The organism is Allobosea sp. Root670, from assembly GCF_001429415.1.
In the GTDB taxonomy this organism is placed as follows: domain Bacteria; phylum Pseudomonadota; class Alphaproteobacteria; order Rhizobiales; family Beijerinckiaceae; genus Allobosea; species Allobosea robiniae.
This window is the reverse complement of record NZ_LMJU01000012.1, coordinates 284478-303180: the sequence shown is the minus strand read 5'-3', so window position 1 is coordinate 303180 and position 18703 is coordinate 284478. Positions and strand designations below refer to the sequence as shown.

19 protein-coding genes are annotated in these 18703 nt (G+C 67.1%); 5 read left to right on the top strand and 14 right to left on the bottom strand.

The features are described from left to right. The first annotated feature begins 108 nt into the window (after positions 1–108). Entirely contained in the window at positions 109–2289 is a 2181-nt protein-coding gene (locus tag ASE61_RS11385; RefSeq protein WP_061966981.1) for a putative bifunctional diguanylate cyclase/phosphodiesterase, read from the top strand. A 27-nt stretch (positions 2290–2316) separates the two neighbouring features. On the opposite strand, the gene ASE61_RS11380 is transcribed toward ASE61_RS11385, so the two are convergent. Next, complete coding sequence (locus ASE61_RS11380) at positions 2317–2916, bottom strand: exopolysaccharide biosynthesis protein (RefSeq protein WP_061966980.1); 600 nt, start codon at positions 2914–2916, stop codon at positions 2317–2319. 119 nt (positions 2917–3035) lie between these two features. Next, positions 3036–3305, bottom strand: a complete 270-nt coding sequence (locus tag ASE61_RS11375; protein ID WP_061966979.1) for an usg protein — start codon at positions 3303–3305, stop codon at positions 3036–3038. A gap of 159 nt (positions 3306–3464) precedes the next feature. On the opposite strand from ASE61_RS11375, the gene bcsS reads away from it, so the two are divergent. After that, complete coding sequence (bcsS, locus tag ASE61_RS11370; RefSeq protein WP_162260091.1) at positions 3465–4196, top strand: cellulose biosynthesis protein BcsS; 732 nt, start codon at positions 3465–3467, stop codon at positions 4194–4196. Between the two features lie 7 nt (positions 4197–4203). Here the strand turns inward: bcsS and ASE61_RS11365 are convergent, their stop codons facing one another. The 10 genes from ASE61_RS11365 to ASE61_RS11320 form a co-directional block, all read right to left on the bottom strand. Next, a complete protein-coding gene (locus tag ASE61_RS11365; protein ID WP_061966977.1) occupies positions 4204–5805 on the bottom strand; it encodes an NTP transferase domain-containing protein in 1602 nt (533 codons plus the stop codon). Positions 5806–5815: 10 nt separating this feature from the next. Further along, positions 5816–6508 carry an XdhC family protein gene (locus ASE61_RS11360; protein WP_061966976.1) on the bottom strand — a complete coding sequence of 231 codons (693 nt, stop codon included), beginning with the start codon at positions 6506–6508 and terminating at the stop codon, positions 5816–5818. Positions 6509–6511: 3 nt separating this feature from the next. Next, positions 6512–7141, bottom strand: coding sequence for a LysE family translocator (locus ASE61_RS11355; RefSeq protein ID WP_061966975.1), 630 nt, complete (start codon positions 7139–7141; stop codon positions 6512–6514). Position 7142: 1 nt separating this feature from the next. Beyond that, positions 7143–7466 carry an XdhC family protein gene (locus tag ASE61_RS11350; protein WP_047574650.1) on the bottom strand — a complete coding sequence of 108 codons (324 nt, stop codon included), beginning with the start codon at positions 7464–7466 and terminating at the stop codon, positions 7143–7145. A 41-nt stretch (positions 7467–7507) separates the two neighbouring features. Then, positions 7508–8707: a vWA domain-containing protein gene (locus ASE61_RS11345; RefSeq protein ID WP_061966974.1), complete on the bottom strand. Its 1200-nt coding sequence runs from the start codon at positions 8705–8707 to the stop codon at positions 7508–7510. Further along, positions 8704–9084 carry a nuclear transport factor 2 family protein gene (locus ASE61_RS11340; RefSeq protein ID WP_061966973.1) on the bottom strand — a complete coding sequence of 127 codons (381 nt, stop codon included), beginning with the start codon at positions 9082–9084 and terminating at the stop codon, positions 8704–8706. Before ASE61_RS11340 ends, ASE61_RS11345 begins: the two co-directional genes overlap by 4 nt. A 33-nt stretch (positions 9085–9117) precedes the next feature. Further along, entirely contained in the window at positions 9118–10032 is a 915-nt protein-coding gene (locus tag ASE61_RS11335) for an AAA family ATPase (protein WP_061966972.1), read from the bottom strand. A 243-nt stretch (positions 10033–10275) separates the two neighbouring features. Then, positions 10276–11079: an FAD binding domain-containing protein gene (locus ASE61_RS11330; protein ID WP_061966971.1), complete on the bottom strand. Its 804-nt coding sequence runs from the start codon at positions 11077–11079 to the stop codon at positions 10276–10278. Between the two features lie 17 nt (positions 11080–11096). Beyond that, entirely contained in the window at positions 11097–13460 is a 2364-nt protein-coding gene (locus ASE61_RS11325) for a xanthine dehydrogenase family protein molybdopterin-binding subunit (RefSeq protein WP_061966970.1), read from the bottom strand. Between the two features lie 96 nt (positions 13461–13556). Next, positions 13557–14057 (bottom strand): (2Fe-2S)-binding protein, encoded by a 501-nt coding sequence (locus ASE61_RS11320; RefSeq protein WP_061967295.1) that lies wholly within the window; start codon positions 14055–14057, stop codon positions 13557–13559. A 120-nt stretch (positions 14058–14177) separates the two neighbouring features. On the opposite strand from ASE61_RS11320, the gene ASE61_RS27410 reads away from it, so the two are divergent. Beyond that, complete coding sequence (locus ASE61_RS27410; RefSeq protein ID WP_082617371.1) at positions 14178–15740, top strand: methyl-accepting chemotaxis protein; 1563 nt, start codon at positions 14178–14180, stop codon at positions 15738–15740. 6 nt (positions 15741–15746) lie between these two features. Here the strand turns inward: ASE61_RS27410 and ASE61_RS11310 are convergent, their stop codons facing one another. Then, a complete protein-coding gene (locus tag ASE61_RS11310; protein ID WP_061966968.1) occupies positions 15747–16199 on the bottom strand; it encodes a CoxG family protein in 453 nt (150 codons plus the stop codon). Positions 16200–16346: 147 nt separating this feature from the next. On the opposite strand from ASE61_RS11310, the gene ASE61_RS11305 reads away from it, so the two are divergent. Both ASE61_RS11305 and ASE61_RS11300 read left to right on the top strand, forming a co-directional pair. Next, positions 16347–17606, top strand: coding sequence for an aconitase X (locus ASE61_RS11305; RefSeq protein ID WP_082617370.1), 1260 nt, complete (start codon positions 16347–16349; stop codon positions 17604–17606). Next, on the top strand, positions 17597–18007 hold the full coding sequence (locus ASE61_RS11300) for an aconitase X swivel domain-containing protein (protein WP_061966967.1): 411 nt from the start codon (positions 17597–17599) through the stop codon (positions 18005–18007). The genes ASE61_RS11305 and ASE61_RS11300 overlap by 10 nt, the downstream gene beginning before the upstream one ends. A gap of 16 nt (positions 18008–18023) precedes the next feature. Here ASE61_RS11300 and ASE61_RS11295 read toward each other — a convergent pair whose 3' ends face one another. After that, the gene (locus tag ASE61_RS11295) at positions 18024–18539 is read right to left on the bottom strand and encodes a flavin reductase (RefSeq protein ID WP_061966966.1); all 516 of its coding nucleotides are present in this window, start codon (positions 18537–18539) and stop codon (positions 18024–18026) included. Positions 18540–18703: the final 164 nt, after the last annotated feature.

Genomic DNA, 18703 nt, shown 5'->3' with positions numbered 1-18703 from the left:
GGATGTCAATAATTCAAGCCTTAAGTCACAGCACCAAGACCCTTTTCCGGACGCGTAATGCCCGCATTCACTGCCGCGAAGATGACGAATGCGGGTTCCTCCGCTCGCATGTTCGCGAGCACTGTGGTGACGCTGGGCTGCGCCTTCCTGCTGCTGATGGCTGCCGGGATCGGCGTCGTCGTCGCGATCACCCGCGAGGCCAATCGCCTCGAGGCCCAGCGCCAGGGCGAGCGCATCGAGGCCGCCGTCAACGCCCAGATCAAGCTGAACGAACTGAGGCTGGAGCGGCTCGTCGCTGCCGGCGATCTGCCTGAAGCCCTGCAGCAGCCCGGCTCCCCGGCCATGCTCAAGGCCGCGCTCAAGCGTCTGGGCAATCAGCTGATGGATTTCGACGGCGCCTATATCGGCGGAACCGGCGGAACCGTGCTGGCCTGGGTCGAGAACCCGACCACGATGGATCATGCGGATCACGAGCGCCCGCATCATATCGATGCGTTGCAGCGAGGCGCGAAGAGCTCTTTCGTCGCCACCGTCATCGGCGACGAGGTCACGCCCCAGTTCGGCGCGGCCCGTTCGACCATCACCACGGATGGCGACGAGACACTGCTCCTGACGGTGATTGACCTGTCGCGCATCGCCTCCTTCAGCTCCGAAGGCGGCTCGATCCCGCTGTCCTTCGTCGCCTACCGGCACCTGTCCAGCGCCCTGCTCTCGGACCTGGCCGAGCGCAATCGGGTGACCGACATCCAGCTCGTGACCACGCCGCCTGCCGACCCGCTGTCGAATCTGAGCCTGCGCACCGCCGACGGCAAGATCGGCGCCTGGCTGACCTGGTCCCCGGCCCGTCCCGGCGATGTCATGCTGCGCCGCTTCCTCTGGGCGCTGATTGCGGTTGCCTTGCTGTTTTCCGCGATCTTCATCTTCGTCGTCCAGCGCCTGCGTGCCTCGGCCGAGCAGATCGAACTGCGCGAGCGCCAGATCCAGCGCCTCGCCGGCCAGGATGAGCTGTCCCTTCTTCCGAACCGCCGCAGCTTCGACCTGACGCTCGATCAGACCCTGGCTCATATCCAGCACGATGACGGGCCAAGCCTCGCAATGCTGCTGATCGATCTCGACCGCTTCAAGGCCGTCAACGACACCTATGGCCATACCGCCGGCGACGAACTCATCCGTCAGGTCGCGGTTCGCCTGTCCGGCGCGGTCCAGGTCGGCGACACCGTCGCACGCCTGGGCGGCGACGAATTCGGCATCATCCAGACCCATTCCGCGACGCCGGCCGGCTGCGCCGCGCTCGGCGAGCGCATCCTCGCCAGCCTCAGCGAGCCGTTCACCATCACCGGCGCCGAAGTCACCATCGGCTCCTCGATCGGCATCGCCATGGCCCCGCGCGACGGCACCAGCCGCGAAGCCCTGCTCAAGCTCGCCGATACCGCGCTCTACGAAGCCAAGAACAGCGGCCGCAACCGCTATGCCTTCTTCGAATCGCAGATGAACCGCTCGATGCAATTGAAGCGCATGGTCGAGGACGACCTGCGCCATGCCATCGACAACGACCAGCTCACGCTGCACTACCAGCCGCAGGTCTCCGTCGACGGATCGACCATCGTCGGCGTCGAGGCCCTGGTGCGCTGGCAGCACCCGGCCCATGGCATGATCCCGCCTTCGGATTTCATTGCGATCGCCGAGGAACGCGGCCTGATCGTGCCGCTCAGCGAATGGGTGCTGCGCCGCGCCTGCACCGAGGCCAGGCGCTGGAAGGGCATCCGCCTTGCGGTCAACGTCTCGCCGATCCAGTTCCGCCACAAGGACTTCGTCGCCAACGTTATCCGCACCATCGCGGAGACGGATTTCGACCCGGCCCAGCTCGAACTCGAACTGACCGAAGGCGTGCTGATCGAGGATGCCGACGCCGCCGAAGCCGCGATGATGGACATCCGCGCGCATGGCGTCGGCCTCGCGCTCGACGATTTCGGCACCGGCTATTCGAGCCTGATCTATCTGCGGCGCTTCGCCTTCGACAAGATCAAGATCGACCGCACCTTCCTGGAGTACATGGAATCGACCGGCGAATCGGCGATCCTCGTCCATTCGATGGCTCATCTCGGGCGGGCGCTCGGCCTGCGCGTCTGCGCCGAGGGCGTCGAGACCGCCGAGCAGCATCGCTTCCTGCAGGCGATCGGCTGCCACGAACTGCAGGGCTTCCTCTTCTCCAAGGCCGTGCCCGCAACCGAGATCGACCGCCTGCTCGGCCTGGACAATCCCTTCGCCGAAATCCTCGCCGCCGCCTGACACCACGAGCCGGGCGCGCGGCGGACCTCAGAAGAACAGCTCGTGGATGCCGCTGAAGATCGCGTAGGCGAAGCCTGCGCTGAGCAGCAGGCCGACAGCACCGACCACCGCACCGATGATGATCAGCACCCCGTCCCGCTCGACGAGACCGAGCCCGACGAGGCAGACGGCAAGCCCGAGCGGAATCTGGCCGATGAAGGGCGCGGCCACGATCAGGCCGAGCGCCAGGATCAGGATCACGAGGCCCAGCACCGGAATGGCATAAGCCCCTCCCAGCATCGTCAGGCGCGGCCGCGAGAAACGTTCAAGCCAGGTCAGGGCAGGCAGCGCCCGCGCCACCGCCCGGCTGAGTTCAGGCTTGCCGATGCTACGCTTGAGCAGCGCTTGCGGTAGCCACGGCATCCGCCGCCCCGTCAGCATCTGCACGGCGACGAAGGCGAGTACCAGGCCGCAGACCAGCGGGATCGGCGGCGGCATCGGCAGGCAGTTCGGCAGGCCGAGCAGCACGACGAGCAGGGCATAGGCCCGGTCCTGCAACGCAGCGACGATCGTGCCGACGGCGATGCGCTCCCCGGGCAGACCCGCCAGCGCCGTCAGAAGTCCGGATGTACGCAAGGGAGATGACAAGGGAGCAGGCCGTACCGAAGCGGAAGCGCCCGCCTAGCACGGCCGGACACCCGCCAACAAGCGAGCCGGACGCAGGTTTTCAATGCCCCTGGCACGGGGCCGGGAGGCCGGCGAAGCGCTTAGTGCAGGGTGAACACACCGTTTACGTTGCGGATTTCCGCCGGCTTGATCAGACGCGAATGCGCTACGGTTACGGAATGGAGCGGCCCTTCCAGTTCTCTCTTCCAGAACGTCAGGAAGTCCTGCAGGACGGGGAAGCGCGGTGCCAGGTCGTACTGCTGCCAGATATAGGTTTGCAGGACGCTGAGATGATCCGGCATCCGGTAGAGGATGGTTGCCGTGGTCAGCCCATAGCCTTCGAGTTGCCGGATGAAATCGGTCGAAACCATCGCCACCTCCCCCCATTACGGACTGAAAGCTTTGCCGGGTAGATCGAGCCTGCTCCCGCCTGGTTAACAAAGGCTTGCCAGCCTACTGCCAAACTGGTGCAATCCTGAGGCAGGCTGCCGAGCATGGCAGCGTGCGCGACAGCGGGCGTGGGGGCTTGCGTGGCGTACCGAGTGGGCAGGGCCGGACTGGCCGGGCTGGCGATGGTCTTCGCCGCCGCCCCGACCTCTGCGGCCAGCGTCGATGAAGAGGAGCCCGAGCGGTCGCCACTCTCGATGGTCATCTTCGGTTCGATGGAAGCCGGGCCGACCAAAACCTTTCTTTCGGTCGGGATGAAGCGTGCCATCGCCGGTGGCCTCTCTGAGAGCGGCTTCCGCCTCTTCGTCAAGGCCGGCGGCGCGCAGGAAGAGACCCACCGCCGCCGGCCGCACAGCGTGACCTACAAGAGCGAAACGCAGGCCCTGCTGGGCTATGAATGGCGTGTCGGTGACAGCTTTCTCGCGCTCTATGCCGGCTCGGATATCGAAAGCGAACAGCGGATCGAAGCTTTCGGCCCGTCCTTCACCGGCACCCGCTACGGTGCCCGGCTGCAAGCTGATCTCTGGATCGTTCCCGCGCCCGGAATGATCGTGCAGGCCAACGCCTACGCATCGTCCCTGAACGGGCGCTTCTGGGCGCGTCTCGCGCCGGGCTGGCAGGTCCCGGCCGGCTTCTATCTCGGCCCGGAATTCGAAGCCTATCGCGAACGCGATTATCGCAAGCTCCGGCTGGGCCTGCATCTCACCGGGCTGCGCTTCCTCGGGCTGGAATGGCGCCTCTCGGGCGGCCTGCAGAAGACCAGCGACCGGCCCCCCGCCTATTACGGCACGCTCGGACTGCACTGGCAGCGTTGAGAGGCGGTCAGCTCCGCAGCGCCCGCAAGGCCTCCGGCGTATCGACATCGATGGCGATGGCGGGGTCCTCGAAGGCCACGTCGATGACGCGCTCCCCGGCTTCGTCGAGCAGCCGCCGTGCGCCACGATCACCGCTCAGCAGCGAGACCGCGGGAAAGATCGCGCGTGCGAGCAGCACCGGATTGCCACGCTGGCCGAACAGGGTGGGCACGGCCGCAAGCGCCTCGGGCTGCGCGCGATGCCCCTCGACCAGGCGCTCGATCACCGCAGGCGTGACATTCGGCATGTCGCCAAGCGAGATCACCGCTGCCGGGACCTCTGGCGGCAATGCCGCAACACCGGCCTTGAGCGAGCTGGCGAGGCCGGAGACGTAGTCGGAATTATGCACGAGCTGCACCGGCAGGTCCGACAGAGCCGCCTCGACCTCGGCGCGCTGGTGACCGGTCACGACGATGACCGGGCTTAAGCCTGCCTCGATCTGCGCTTCTACGGCATGGCGCAGGATCGGCTTGCCGCGCAGGGGTTGCAGCAGCTTGTTCTCCGCGCCCATCCGCGTCGATTGCCCCGCCGCCAGCACGATCCCCGCCAGCGGACCGCGCTCGGGAGAACCCGGAGCGCGCGGCTGCGGCCGCGAGACGATCTCCATCAGCAGGCCGCCGACTCCCATCTTCTGGACATCGCTGCGCCCGACGGGAACGCCTGCGAGATAGCGCTGCAGCACCCAGTCGAAGCTGTTCTCCTTGGGCGAGCGGGCGCAGCCCGGCGCGCCGATCACCGGCTTGCCGGCGATGCGGCCGAGCATCAGCAGGTTGCCGGGATCGACCGGCATGCCGAGATGCTCGACTTCGCCGCCCGCCTCCACCAGCGCCTGCGGGATCACGTCGCGCCGGTCGGTGATGGCCGACGCGCCGAAGACGACGATGATGTCCGCCGCTCCCGCCGCCTGCTCGGCGATGGCCGCGGCCAGGGGCTCGGCCTCGTGGGGCACGCGCTGGTCGGCGGCCAGCATCGCCTCGGCCGGTTCCAGCCGATCGCGCATGATGCGCAAGGTCTTGTCGACGACGCTCGGCTTCAGCCCCGGCAGCAGGGTCGAGATCACCGCGACGCTGGACGGACGGTAGGCCGCGACCGAGACTGGCGGCGTGTTGCCGAGTGCGTCGAGCGCCTGCTCAACCAGAGTCTGCGGAACCGCATAGGGAATGATCTTCACGGTGGCGACGAGCTCGCCCGCCACGACCGCCTTCAGTGCCGGCAGGGTCGCGACCGTGATCGCCTCGTCCACCGCATTGAAGGCGTCGATCGCCGCAATGTCGACACGCAGCACCCCCGCCTGCGTCGCGAACATGTTGACCCGCCCGGTGAAGGGCGACTCGGCCACGATCGCATCTCCGACCATGCGTTCGGCCAGCCGTTCCGCCGCAGCATTTTCGTCGATATCGCCGGGCTCCAGACGGACGGCAACGATCTCGGTGATGCCTGCCGCCGCGAGCTTCGCGGCCAGTTCCGCCGTGACGGTCGCGCCCTTCTTCACGATGGTCCCATCCGCGCGGATCGTATGCGCCGCGATGCAGCCGACGGCGTCCGCGATGGCGACCGGTCCGAATTTCATCGCGTGATCCTCAGGCCGGCTTGCGGCGCGGGCCGCGCAGCGTCGCGACGATCTCGGCCAGGATCGCGAGCGCGATCTCCGCTGGCGAGACCGCGCCGATATCGAGCCCGATCGGCGCATGGATACGGTCCGTCGCGGCGGTATCGAAGCCCGCCTCCGTCAATCGCTCGAGCCGCCTGCCATGCGTCTTCCGGCTGCCGAGCGCGCCGACATAGAAGCAATCGGAGCGCAAAGCCGCGACAAGGCCGGGATCGTCGATCTTTGGATCATGCGTCAGCGCGACGAAAGCGGTGTAGGCGTCGAGCCCGATCCGCGGAAGCGCCTCCTCCGGCCACTCAGCCAGCAGTGTCACCTCGGGGAAACGCTCAGGCGTGGCAAAGGCGCTGCGCGGATCGATCACCACGAGATCGAGATCGAGCGCCCGGGCCATAGGCGCCATCGCCTGCGAGATATGGACGGCACCCGTCACGACCACGCGCGGATGCGGCGCCTGCACGGTCAAGAAATAGGTCGTCCCATCCGCCTCGATCATGCCGCTCTTGCCGGAGCGCAGTTGCCGCTCCAGCAGCTCCGCCAGCGGATCGCCAGCGATCGCAGCCTGCTTCACCAGCCGTTGCGCGCCCGTGGCGAGATCGCTGACCAGCACGGCCGCGCGGCGCGCCTGGCGCTCTTCATTGAGCGCGGCGAGGGTCGAAAGCTCCACCGCTCAGCCCCTGTCCGTCGCAAGCTTCAGGCCGAGCGCGATCATCAGCGAGCCGCCGATCCAGCGCCCGAAGGCGAAGCTCGCCTTGGTCTTCTTCATCGCGCCAACCACGAGCGAGGCACCGAAGACGGTGACGAGATCGGCCGAGGAGAAGGCGAAGTTCACGACCATCCCGAGGATCAGGAACTGCGCCCAGACCGGCAGCGACGCCGAAGGGTCGACGAACTGCGGCAGCAGCGCGATGAAGAACAGCGCAACCTTCGGATTCAGGATCTCGACGATGAAGGAATCGAGCAGCGCCCGCTTCACCGTCTTGGGCGGCGCGACCGGCTGATCGGGGGAGCCCATGCGCGAGCGGATCATGCCGATGCCGATCCAAATCAAGTAGAGCGCGCCGGCGATCTTCACGGCCATGTAGAGCTCCGGCACATGCTTGAACACGGCCGAAAGCCCGAAAGCCGCTGCGAAGACATGCAGGTAACAGCCGAGATGGATACCGAGCATCGCCATCAGGCCGGCCTTGCGGCCATGGCTGATCGTCTGGGCGGCCGTGTAGAGCAGCGCCGGCCCCGGAAAATAGGCGACGAGGATCGTCACCGTCGCGAAGGCGACAAGCGTTTCCCAGGAGGCCATCTCAGTTCACCTTCTCGACATAGACCTTGATGCGCCCGCCGCAGGACAAGCCCACCTGCCAGGCCGTCTCGTCGGCGACGCCGAATTCCAGCATGCGCGCCTTGCCGTCGGCGATCACATCGGCGGCCTCGGCCACCACGGCGCCCTCGACGCAGCCGCCCGAGACCGAGCCGAGGAAATTCCCCTCCCCGTCGATGACGAGATGCGAGCCGACCGGGCGCGGCGCCGAGCCCCAGGTCTCGACCACGGTCGCGATGGCGACGCCACGTCCGCCGCGCGCCCAATCCTCGGCAGCGCGCAGGATGTCGGTTTCGGTGCTGATCATGATGTCACCTTACGCCTGAATCTGGCGCCAGACATCATGCCTCAACCGGCTTTCTTCAACCACAGGCGTGGATCGCTCTCCCGCCCTGCATCCAGCGAAAGCGCGGCGCAGAGATCGGCCATCGCCGCGAGATTGTGGATTGGCCGGAACGAGTCGACATGGGGCAGCATAGCCCGGATGCCACTGGCCCGTGCCGCAAAGGCATCATAGCGCAGGAGCGGGTTCAACCAGACCAGTTGCCGGCAGGAGCGGTGCAACCGGTCCATCTCGAAACCCAGGCTGTCGTCGAGATGCCGCTCCAGCCCGTCGGTGAAGAGCAGCACGATCGCCCCGCCCGCCAGCACCCGCCGCGACCAGATGCGATTGAAGTCATGCAGAGCGGTCGCGATGCGCGTGCCGCCTTCCCAGTCCGGCGCGGCCTTGCCGGCCAGCGCCAGCGCGTCGTCGGGATCGCGCGCCCTCAGCATCCGCGTGACATTGGTCAGGCGCGTGCCGAAGACGAAGGAATGCACGCGCCGGCGCTTTTCGGTCAGTGCGTGCAGGAAATGCAGGAAGATGCGCGAATACTCGGCCATCGAGCCGGAGATATCGACCAGCGCCACGATGGGCGGATGCACCTCGCGCCGCTCGCGGAAGGCGAGGTCGATCGAGGCGCCGCCACCGCGCAGCGACTGCCGGAAGGTCCGGCGCGGATCGATGCGCGTGCCGCGATGCGCCGGCCGGAAGCGGCGCGTCACGATGCTGTCGTCGGGCAGCCTGAGCTCAGCGATCAATTGCTTGGCACGGGCGATCTCGGCCGCGCTCATCTGGGCGAAATCGCGCGATTTCAGCATCTCGCGATCGGAGACGGTGAGCCGCGCCGTCAGTTCGGTCAGTTCCTTGGGTGGCTCGTCCTCGCGCGGCGGCGGCGCGAAGGCTTCTGCGACCCGCAGCGCCCCGGCTTCGGCCTTCTCCGGCTGGCTGTCGGCGCGGGGCGAGACCGGCGACATCTGCGCCATGATCTTCTCGATCAGGTTGCGCCGGCGCCAGAACAGCCGGAAGGCCTGATCGTAGACGGGGCTATCCTCGTGCTTCTTCACGAAGATCGCGTGCAGCGCCCAATAGACATCGTCCCGTCCACCAAGCGCCCCGTCGCCCAAAGCCGCGATCGCCTCGACCACCGCGCCCGGCCCGACCGGCAGCCCCACCACGCGCAAGGCACGGGCGAAATAGGCGACGTTCTCGGCAAGCTTGCCGCTCACGTCCCCTGCGTCTCCGTCATGAACACCTTCTGGACGATCTGCCAGCGGCTCTCGATCTTCAGGAGCGAGAGCAGGTCGGTGAAATAGCGCGGCGGCATCTGGCACTTCACCTTGACCATTGCCAGCGTCGGCCCGACAAGGTCGATCGTCAGGATATGATCGTCGCGCTGCATGCCCGCCGCCTGCGGCGCCGGCCGATTGCGCACGGCGTCGAGCCAGGCGTCGCGCTGGACGATCTGGATCGCGCCGTCGTCGCGCGCCGTGGTCAGAGCGCTGGTCGGATGGAAGACATGGGCGAGCTTCTCGGCATCGCCCTCATAGAGCCCGTCGAGATAGGTCCGGACCGTCGCCTCGACGGCCTTGATATCGGCGTTCATGGCAGCACCCTCTCGCTTCGCGGCGCGGGAAACCTAGCGCCCCGCCTCCGCCTTGGCCCGATCCAGGAGCTCCTTCACCTGCGAGCCCTGCATCGCCTGGATATCGTCCTGATACTTCAGCAATGCGCCCAGCGTATCCGAAACGATGGCCGGATCGAGCGCGACCGCATCAAGCTCGACCAGCGCCGTCGCCCAGTCCAGCGTCTCGGCGACGCCCGGCGCCTTGAACAATTCCTCCTTGCGGATCGCCTGCACGAAGGCGACGAGCTGCTTCGAGAGCTTGGCCGGAGCATCCGGCACCTTCGCCTTGAGGATCGCCAGCTCGCGCACGGCATCGGGGTAGCCGACCCAGTGATAGAGGCAGCGCCGCTTCAGCGCATCGTGGATCTCGCGGGTGCGGTTCGAGGTCAGGATCACGATCGGCGGTTCGGCGGCGCGGATCGTGCCGAGTTCGGGGATCGTCACCTGCGCATCGGCCAGCACCTCGAGCAGGAAAGCCTCGAAGGCCTCGTCCGTGCGGTCGAGCTCGTCGATCAGCAGGATCGGCGCTCCGCCCTCCTGCGGCTCCAGAGCCTGCAGGAGCGGCCGCTTGACGAGATATTTCTCGGAGAAGATGTCGCCTTCCAGCCGCTCGCGATCACCCGCCGCGCCACCGGCCTCCGCCAACCGGATCGCCATCATCTGCCCGGCATAGTTCCACTCGTAGACGGCAGAGGCGAGATCGAGCCCTTCATAGCATTGCAGCCGGATCAGCCGGCGGCCGAGGCCGGCGGCCAGAACCTTGGCGATCTCGGTCTTGCCGGTGCCGGCCTCGCCTTCCAGCAGCAGCGGCCGCTTCATCCGGAGCGCCAGGAACAGCACGGTCGCGAGCGCGCGGTCGGCGACATAGCCTTGGCCCTGCAGCAGCGCGAGCGTGGCATCGATGGAGGAAGGCAGAGGACTGGACATCAAGACACACGTCATACCCGGGCTTGACCCGGGCATCTCTCGGGAATGAGCAATGAGCTAGGCGTGGAAGAAGGCAAAGGGTCAAGCCTTCGAAGCGCCGGTCCGCTTCGCATCCTTCTTCGCGTCATGGTCGGGCTTGTCCCGACCATCCACGTCTTTGTCGAAGCAACACCGTGTCCAAGACGCGGATGCTCGCCACAAGGGCGAGCATGACGGTCTGGTGAGAAGGGAAAGCGCCCGCGCCTACTTCCCCGTCGCCTGCGCCACGGCCTGCTTGGCCATCACGCCGATCAGATGGGCGCGGTATTCGGCATCGGCATGGATGTCGCCGTTGATGCCCTTGGCGGTATGCTTCAGCCCGTCCAGCGATTTCGGCGCGAAGCGCGCCTTCAGCGCCGCCTCCGCTTCCGGCCAGCGGAAGACGCCGCCCTCGCCTGCGCCGGTCACCGTGACGCGGATCTCGCTGCCGCGCTTGGCGACGAAGACGCCGACCATCGCATAGCGCGAGGCCGGGTTGCGAAACTTGGCATAGCCCGCCTTCGAGACCAGCGGGAACGAGACCTTGGTGATGATCTCGCCCTCGTCCAGCGCCGTCTCGTAGAGCCCGGTGAAGAACTCCTCCGCCGTCAGCTTGCGCTTGTTGGTGACGACGGTGGCGCCGAGCGCCAGCAGGGCCGCCGGATAATCCGCCGCCGGATCGTTATTGGCGACCGAGCCGCCGATCGTACCGCGATGGCGCACATGCGGGTCGCCGATGCTGCCGGCGAGGAAGGCGAGCGCGGGCAGCGCCTCCTGAACCTCGGCCGAGGAAGCCACTTCGGCATGGGTCGTCATCGCACCGATGACGATGTTGCGGCCCTTGCGATTGATGCCCTTGAGATCTGGACAGGCGCCGAGATCGACCAACGCGGTCGGCGAGGCCAGGCGCTGCTTCATCGTCGGCAGCAGGGTGTGGCCGCCGGCGAGGAGCTTGGAGTCCTCCTTCTTGGCGAGCAGCGTCGCCGCCTGCCGGGCACTGGTGGGCTTGTGATAGGTGAAAGCGTACATCGACTTGTCCTTTCAGCTCACTCGGCCGCCTGGCGGCTGATCGACTTCTGCGCCGCGCGCCACACCGCCTGCGGCGTGGCCGGCATCGCGATGTCCTCATGGCCGAGCGCGTCGGTGATGGCGTTGATCACGGCGGGCGGCGAGGCGATGGCCCCGGCCTCGCCGCAGCCCTTGATCCCCAGCGGATTCGACGGGCACGGGGTCACGGTCATGCCGACATCGAAGGATGGCAGGTCGTCGGCGCGCGGCATGGTGTAGTCCATGAAGCTCGCGGTCACGAGCTGGCCGTCGCTGTTGTAGCGCGCGCCTTCCAGCAGCGCCTGGCCGACACCCTGCGCGATCCCGCCATGGACCTGCCCTTCGACGATCATCGGGTTGATGACATTGCCGAAATCGTCGACGGCGGCCCAGCGCTCGATCCTGGTCACGCCGGTCTCGGGGTCGATCTCGACCTCGCAGATATGGACGCCGGCCGGGAAGGTGAAGTTGGTGGGGTCGTAGAACGCCCCCTCCTTCAGCCCCGGCTCCAGCTCCTGCCCGTTGAACTTGTGCGCCACATAGGCCTGCAGCGCGCAGGAGCCAAAATCGAGCTTGCGGTCAGTGCCCTTCACCGCGAAATGCCCGTCCGCGAAATCGATATCGGCCTCGTCGGCCTCCAGCACATGGGCAGCGACCTTCTTGCCCTTGGCGATCACCTTGTCGAGGGCCTTGAAGATCGCGGACATGCCGACCGCGCCGGAGCGCGAGCCATAGGTGCCCATGCCCATCTGCACCTTGTCGGTATCGCCATGGATGATCGAGACATTGTCGATGGGGATGCCGAGCCGGTCGCTGACGAGCTGCGCGAAGGTCGTCTCATGGCCCTGGCCGTGGCTGTGCGAGCCGGTCAGCACCTCGACCGTGCCGACCGGATTGACCCGGACCTCGGCCGATTCCCACAAACCTACGCCGGCGCCGAGCGAGCCGACCGCCGCCGAGGGCGCGATGCCACAGGCCTCGATATAGGAGGAGAAGCCGATGCCGCGCAGCTTGCCGGCACGAGCGGAATCGCGCTTGCGTTTGCCCAGCCCCTTGTAGTCGATCATTTCCAGCGCCTTCTTCAGCGAGGCGCTGTAATTACCGGTGTCGTACATCATGATGACCGGCGTCTGGTGCGGGAACTTCTTGATGTAGTTCTGCATCCGGAACTTGGCCGGGTCCTTGCCGAGCTGGCGCGCGGTGACCTCGATCAACCGCTCGACCACGAAGGTCGCCTCCGGCCGCCCGGCGCCGCGATAGGCATCGACGGGGGCGGTGTTGGTGTAGACCGCATCGACCTCGCAATAGATCGCCGGGATGTCGTACTGGCCCGAGAGCAGCGGGGCGTAGAGATAGGTCGGCACCGAGGAGGAGAAGGTCGAGAGATAGGCGCCGAGATTGGCGGTTGTCTTGACCCGCATACCCAGGATCCTGCCCTCGGCGTCGGTCGCGAGTTCCGCATGGGTGACATGGTCGCGGCCATGCGCGTCGGAGAGGAAGGCCTCGGTCCGGTCCGCCGTCCATTTCACCGGCCGTCCGACCTTCTTCGCCGCCCAGACGCAGACCGTCTCCTCGGCATAGATGAAGATCTTCGAACCGAAACCGCCGCCGACATCAGGCGCGATCACGCGCAGCTTGTTCTCCGGCGCGATGCCGATGAAGGCCGAGAGCACGAGCCGCGCGACATGCGGGTTCTGGCTGGTGGTGTAGAGCGTGAAGATGCCGTCGCCGGCATCGTAGTCGCCGACAGCCGCGCGCGGCTCCATCGCGTTCGGCACGAGCCGGTTGTTGACGAGATCGATCTTCGTGACGTGCCTGGCGGCCTTGAAGGCCTTCTCGGTCGCGTCCTTGTCGCCGAGATGCCAGTTGAACACGCTGTTGTCCGGCGCCTCGTCATGGACCACGGTCTTGGCGCCCATCGCCTTGGCGGTGTCGACCACGGCCGGCAGCTCCTGGTAATCCACTGCGATCGCCTCCGCAGCATCCCTTGCCTCAGCCAGCGTCTCGGCCACCACCACGGCGACATGGTCGCCGACATAGCGCACCTTGCCCTGCGCCAGCGCCGGATGCGGCCCGGCGCGCATCGGCGAGCCGTCCTTGTTGTGGATCATCCAGCCGCAGATCAAACCGCCGATCTTGTCGGTCGCGAGGTCGTCCCCGGTGAAGATGCCGAGCACGCCCGGCATGCCGCCGGCAGCCTTGGTGTCGATCGACTTGATCTTGGCATGGGCATGCGGCGAGCGCAGGAAATAGGCATGGGCCTGGCCCGGCCGGTTGACGTCGTCGGTGTAGCGGCCCTGGCCGGTGATGAAACGGTGATCTTCCTTGCGGCGGACTGCGGCGCCGATTCCGGTGGCGGACATGGTGTTCCCTCCTCGCACGGCGCCTCTCGCGGGCGCCTCACTGCATGGAACGCATGAAGGATGAAGAGCCCGCACCGAGCGGCGCGGGCAGCGGCCTCATTCGGCGGCCTGGCGGGCCGGCGCAGCGCCCTTGCCCATGGCCTCGGCCCCGGCGGCGATTGCCTTGACGATGTTGTGGTAGCCGGTGCAGCGGCAGATATTGCCGTCGAGATCCTCGCGGATCGTCTTCTCGTCGAGCTGATGGCCGCGGCGGTTCACCATGTCGACGGCGGACATGATCATGCCCGGCGTGCAGAAGCCGCATTGCAGGCCGTGATGCTCGCGGAACGCCTCCTGCATCGGATGCAGCGTGTCGCCGGAAGCGAGCCCCTCGATCGTCGTCACGGAGGCGCCGTCCACGGAGACGGCGAGCGTGGTGCAGGATTTCACCGCCTTGCCGTCGAGATGCACGAGGCAGGCGCCGCACTGGCTGGTATCGCAGCCGACATGGGTTCCGGTCAGCCGCAGATTCTCTCGCAGGAACTGCACCAGAAGGGTGCGCGGGTCGATGTTGGCGGTGACGGCTTTGCCGTTCACCGTCAGCGAAACAGTGGCCATGAGCATATCTCCTGTGACCCGTCTCCGACGCCGGCCCATCCCCTCCCCGGGACTGGACCGTGCTGAAGCCTAAGGAGCAACCGGCCTCATCAGGCAGGCTTTCCTTGGAACAGCTCAAAAATGAATGTGGACCCGCGTTTTTCCGGGGTCAAGCCGGAGGCACCAAGACAAGCTAGGCTAATTTGCACCGTTTTGCGGGCGTTTCGTCGCGTTTGGCTGGAACGTAGCCGAAAATTTACAAAACCGCGCGGCCGGCCTCGCATTGCCGAAATTTTAACCGAGCCCGTTCACGGTGATGTGGCGGTGGAGCGCTGTTTGCCGGCTGCACGGGAGCCGTTCTTGACGTCGATTTCCGAACAGGTCGAGCGACGCCTGCGCTCGACGGGCTACGGTGAGCAGAAACGCGCCGCGTTGCGCGGTTATCGCAAGCATGTCGATCTCGTCATCGAACAGATCGTCGCCAATGCCTTCGCTTACGGCCGCCAGATCCATCCCGATCTGAAAGACAACATCAGCCCGCTGACCGAGAGCATCTACGAGGTCACGGAGCAGCACTTCCGACTGATCTTTGAAGGTGATTTCGACGACCGCTACTACGAGTCGATGGAGCGCGTGTGCACGCTGGAGCGCGCGATCAAGGTCGGCACCCGATCGCGCGTATCGATTGCTGGCGCTCTTTTTCGGGCGATCGCGACGAAGCCGCGCCTGGCCACCCTGCTGTCGCCCAGCCGTTTCGCAAGCGACATGGAGATCATCGAGAACCTCTTGGTGATGGATATCAATACGGCGATCACGATCAATCAGCAGATCGAGGAAGGTGATGCCCGCCGGCGCACCTCCACCCTCGACGAGGCGGCGGTCAAGCTCAGGACCCGGATTGGCCATCTCGACGACACCATCAGCGACGCCGTCGAGCAATTCGTGGCGACCGCCGACCAGACCGGGCTGACCACCAGCTTCATCAAGGACACCGTCGGAAAGGTGGCCAGCGCCTCGGTGGTCGTGCGCGAGAAATCGCTGCAGACGGCCGCCGCGACCGAGGAAATGTCGGCCAATATCGCCGATATCGGCCAGCGCGCCCGGCAAAGCCTGTCGATCACCCATCAGGCCGTGCTCGACGCCGGCCAGATGAACGAGGCCGTCGTTCGGCTGCGGGAGGCCACCGGCAATATCGGCAAGGTCGTCGGGATGATCGCCGACATCGCCGCGCAGACCAATCTGCTGGCGCTCAACGCCACGATCGAGGCCGCCCGCGCCGGCGAGGCCGGTCGCGGCTTCGCCGTCGTCGCCGCCGAGGTGAAGTCGCTGGCGACCCAGACCGCGAGCGCGACGCAGGACATCGCCGGCCAGATCGCCGAACTCGCGGCGAGCGCCGAGGCCTGCGGGACGCACGCTGCCGCCATCGCAGCCACCGTCGATGCCATCCGTCTCGATTCCGAGGCGATCTCGGAAGCCGTCACCCAGCAGAGCAAGGTCACCGCCACGATCGCGCATGACGCCGCGCTGGTTGCCGACAGCTCGGACGAGGCGATCGAAAGCGCCAATGCCGTCAATGGCAGCCTCGACATGACGCAGAAGGCGTTGGAGCAGGCCAACGCCGCCGCGGCCAATATCGCGCTTCAGGTCGGGGCGGCCGAGGCCGCCGTCACCCAGGCACTGGCCACGTTGCGCGAAGCGTCCTGAGGGCGCTCAGCCTTCGCTGACCGCCTTGGCGAAATTGGCGAAGAACTCGTCGGCGAGCTTCTTCGAGACCGAATCGATCAGGCGGGAGCCGAGCTGCATCAGCTTGCCGCCGACCTGGGCCTCGACGTCGTAACGCAACAGGGTCTGGCCGCCTTCTGCATCGCTCAGATGGACCCGCGCCCCGCCCTTGGCGAAGCCCGCAATGCCGCTCTCGCCTTCGCCGGAGATGCGATAGCCGTTCGGCGGATCGAGCTCGCTGAGCTCGACCTTGCCCTTGAAGGTCGCCTTCACCGGCCCGAGCTTGACCTTCACGATGGCCGAGAGATGGGTGACGTCGTCCATGGTCAATTGCTCGCAGCCGGGAATGCAGGCCTTGAGCACCTCGGGATCGTTCAGCTTGGCCCAGACCACGTCCTTGGCGGCCGGCAGCGTCGCCTCGCCGTTCATCGTCATCGCCATGGCACATCTCCCGAGCAGCACGACCGCAGCGCGGACGATTGCGGCCGGCGCGGTTCGAAGGTTATCCAGTTCCCTATCCATGGTCGCAAAGCCCCCGCCTGCACAAGAGGCGCCCGGCCTGGAAAGCGGCAGGCCGCGGGAGAACCGATGCTGGAACTCACCACCGACGAACGCATGATCGCCGGCGGCTCTGCCGGTGCAGGGGCGGCCATGGCGATGCGGATCGTGGCCGAAGCCGCCCGCCTGATGGGCGCGCCGCGCCTGATCCCGATCGCCTCCGCCCATATCGACGGCGCGCTCTACCATGGCGATTCCGGCACGCTTTTCGCGGAGAAGTTGGTCTCAGGCGGCGCTCGCGTCGGCGTGCGCGCCAGCCTCAATGTCGGCTCGCTAGCGCCGGCCGGCTGCGCCGCAATCCGTCTGCCGCCGCATGAGCGGGACATGGCCCGGCGGATGATGCGGGCCTATGAGGCGATGGGCTGCGAGCCGAGCTGGACCTGCGCGCCCTACCAGGCCGGCCACCGCCCGGCGCAGGGCAGCGACGTCGCCTGGGGCGAATCCAATGCCGTGGTGTTCTGCAACTCGGTGCTCGGCGCCCGGACCAACCGCTATGGCGACTTCCTCGACATCGCCTGCGCGATCAGCGGCCGTGCCCCGGATTACGGCCTGCATCGCCCGGAGAACCGGGTCGCGACTCTGCTGATCGATGTCGGCGGCCTTTCCCGCGAATTACGTTCGTCGGACGTGTTCTATCCCGTGCTCGGCACGATCCTCGGCCGCCGCGCCGGCAGCGACGTCGCCGTGATCGACGGCCTGCAGGGCTGCACGACAGAGGACCGCCTCAAGGCGCTCGGTGCCGCCGCCGCCTCGGCGGGCGGCGTCGGATTGTTCCATGTCGCGGGTGTCACGCCCGAGGCTCCGGATGCCGCGACCGCGTTGGGCGGCATCGCTCCGCGCGAGACGAGCGCTCTGACGCCTGCCGACATCGCGACCGCCCTCGCCCGCCTCTCGACAGCCGGGCCGACGGAGCGCATCGATGCCGTCGCGATCGGCTCGCCGCATCTCTCGCTGGTCGAGATCGATGCGCTCGAACGCCTCATGGCCGGGCGCAAGCTGACAGTGCCGCTCTATGCCAATACCGGCCGACACGTCGTCGGCCCGCTCGAAGAGCAGGGCCGGCGCACAACGCTGGAAGCGGCGGGCGTGATCTTCGTCGTCGATACCTGCGTCGTCGTCACCCCGATCCTGCCTGAGCTTGAGGGCGCCGTGCTAATGACCAATTCCGGCAAGTTCGCCCATTACGCGCCGGGCAATACCGGCTACGCCGTGACCTATGGCTCGCTCTCCGAATGCGTCGAGAGCGCGGTGGCCGGCCGGCTGGTCAGGGAAGCCCGCGCATGGTGTTGAAAGCGGAGATCCTCCTGCCCGGCGACGCCGTCACTGGCGGCTGCCTTGCCCTGACCGCCCCGATCAGCTTCTGGGGCGGCGTCGATCCTGCGAGCGGCGCGATCATCGATGCCCGCCATCCCGAGCGTGGCCGGAATATCGCCGGCCGCATCCTCGCCCTGCCCGGCACGATCGGCTCGTCCTCAGCCTCCGCCGTGCTGCTGGAGCTGGTCCATGCCGGCAAGGCGCCGGCCGCCCTGCTGATGGATGCGCCGGACGCCATCCTCCTGCTCGGCCTGGTCGTCGCCCGCGAGATGGGCTGGCCGACGCCGCCGGCCTTCCGCCTGCCGGCCGCCGATCAAGGACCGCTCGCCGACCGCAGGATCACGATCTCGGCAGAGGGTCTGATCACCATCGCTTGACGCTTGAGTTTGGCCTCTACACCGCGCTGAAACGGCGGTGCCGATAGATCAGCCCCGCCCCGCGCCCGGCCCCGCCGAGGCCGGCAACCTCACCGATCACGATGCGATGGCTGGCGGCGTCATGCGTCGTGACCAGCCGGCAGTCGAAGGCAGAGATCGCGTCGAGCAGGACAGGCGCCCCGGTGACGAGCCGGCCCCAGCGGGCCGTGTCGAAGCGCGCCTCGCCCTCGATGCCGCGCCGGCTGGCGAAGATTTCCGCGAGATCGACGAGCTTTTCCGGCAAGGTGTTGACGCAGAACACCCCGCTCGCCTCGATCGCCGCCAGCGTGCGGCTGCCGCGGGCGATGCAGACCAGCACCGTCGGCGGCGAATCGGAGACGGAGGCAACGGCCGTCGCCGTCAGCCCGATGCGCCCGCCTGGCCCGTCGGTGGTCACGACATGCACGGCGCTCGCGACTCGCGCCATGGCATCGCGGAACGCATGGGCGTCCGGATGGTCCAGAGGCGGCAGGGGGTGAACGGTCTTCGTCATCGGCTCGATCGGTTCGATGTCCCGGATCCGGCGGAACAGCAGTCCATGTAGAGACTTGAGGTCGCCGGCGCCAGCCAGGGCGAAGCCGGCGGCTCACTCCAATACGCCACCGGATATAGCACCCTTCCGTTAACGGGCCGGGCGCCACAAGCGGCCGCACCGCT

Excerpts from the sequence above, each read along its gene's own strand:
- ASE61_RS11350 (WP_047574650.1), bottom strand. The coding sequence starts at position 7,466 with ATGATCAGCACCGAAACCGACATCCTGCGCGCTGCCGAGGATTGGGCG.
- ASE61_RS11305 (WP_082617370.1), top strand. The coding sequence starts at position 16,347 with ATGCTGGAACTCACCACCGACGAACGCATGATCGCCGGCGGCTCTGCC.
- ASE61_RS11300 (WP_061966967.1), top strand. The coding sequence starts at position 17,597 with ATGGTGTTGAAAGCGGAGATCCTCCTGCCCGGCGACGCCGTCACTGGC.
- ASE61_RS11340 (WP_061966973.1), bottom strand. The coding sequence starts at position 9,084 with ATGAACGCCGATATCAAGGCCGTCGAGGCGACGGTCCGGACCTATCTC.
- ASE61_RS27410 (WP_082617371.1), top strand. The coding sequence starts at position 14,178 with ATGAATGTGGACCCGCGTTTTTCCGGGGTCAAGCCGGAGGCACCAAGA.
- ASE61_RS11325 (WP_061966970.1), bottom strand. The coding sequence starts at position 13,460 with ATGTCCGCCACCGGAATCGGCGCCGCAGTCCGCCGCAAGGAAGATCAC.
- ASE61_RS11355 (WP_061966975.1), bottom strand. The coding sequence starts at position 7,141 with ATGGCCTCCTGGGAAACGCTTGTCGCCTTCGCGACGGTGACGATCCTC.
- ASE61_RS11330 (WP_061966971.1), bottom strand. The coding sequence starts at position 11,079 with ATGTACGCTTTCACCTATCACAAGCCCACCAGTGCCCGGCAGGCGGCG.
- ASE61_RS11385 (WP_061966981.1), top strand. The coding sequence starts at position 109 with ATGTTCGCGAGCACTGTGGTGACGCTGGGCTGCGCCTTCCTGCTGCTG.
- ASE61_RS11335 (WP_061966972.1), bottom strand. The coding sequence starts at position 10,032 with ATGTCCAGTCCTCTGCCTTCCTCCATCGATGCCACGCTCGCGCTGCTG.
- ASE61_RS11375 (WP_061966979.1), bottom strand. The coding sequence starts at position 3,305 with ATGGTTTCGACCGATTTCATCCGGCAACTCGAAGGCTATGGGCTGACC.
- ASE61_RS11310 (WP_061966968.1), bottom strand. The coding sequence starts at position 16,199 with ATGGCGATGACGATGAACGGCGAGGCGACGCTGCCGGCCGCCAAGGAC.
- ASE61_RS11365 (WP_061966977.1), bottom strand. The coding sequence starts at position 5,805 with ATGAAATTCGGACCGGTCGCCATCGCGGACGCCGTCGGCTGCATCGCG.
- ASE61_RS11320 (WP_061967295.1), bottom strand. The coding sequence starts at position 14,057 with ATGGCCACTGTTTCGCTGACGGTGAACGGCAAAGCCGTCACCGCCAAC.
- ASE61_RS11295 (WP_061966966.1), bottom strand. The coding sequence starts at position 18,539 with ATGACGAAGACCGTTCACCCCCTGCCGCCTCTGGACCATCCGGACGCC.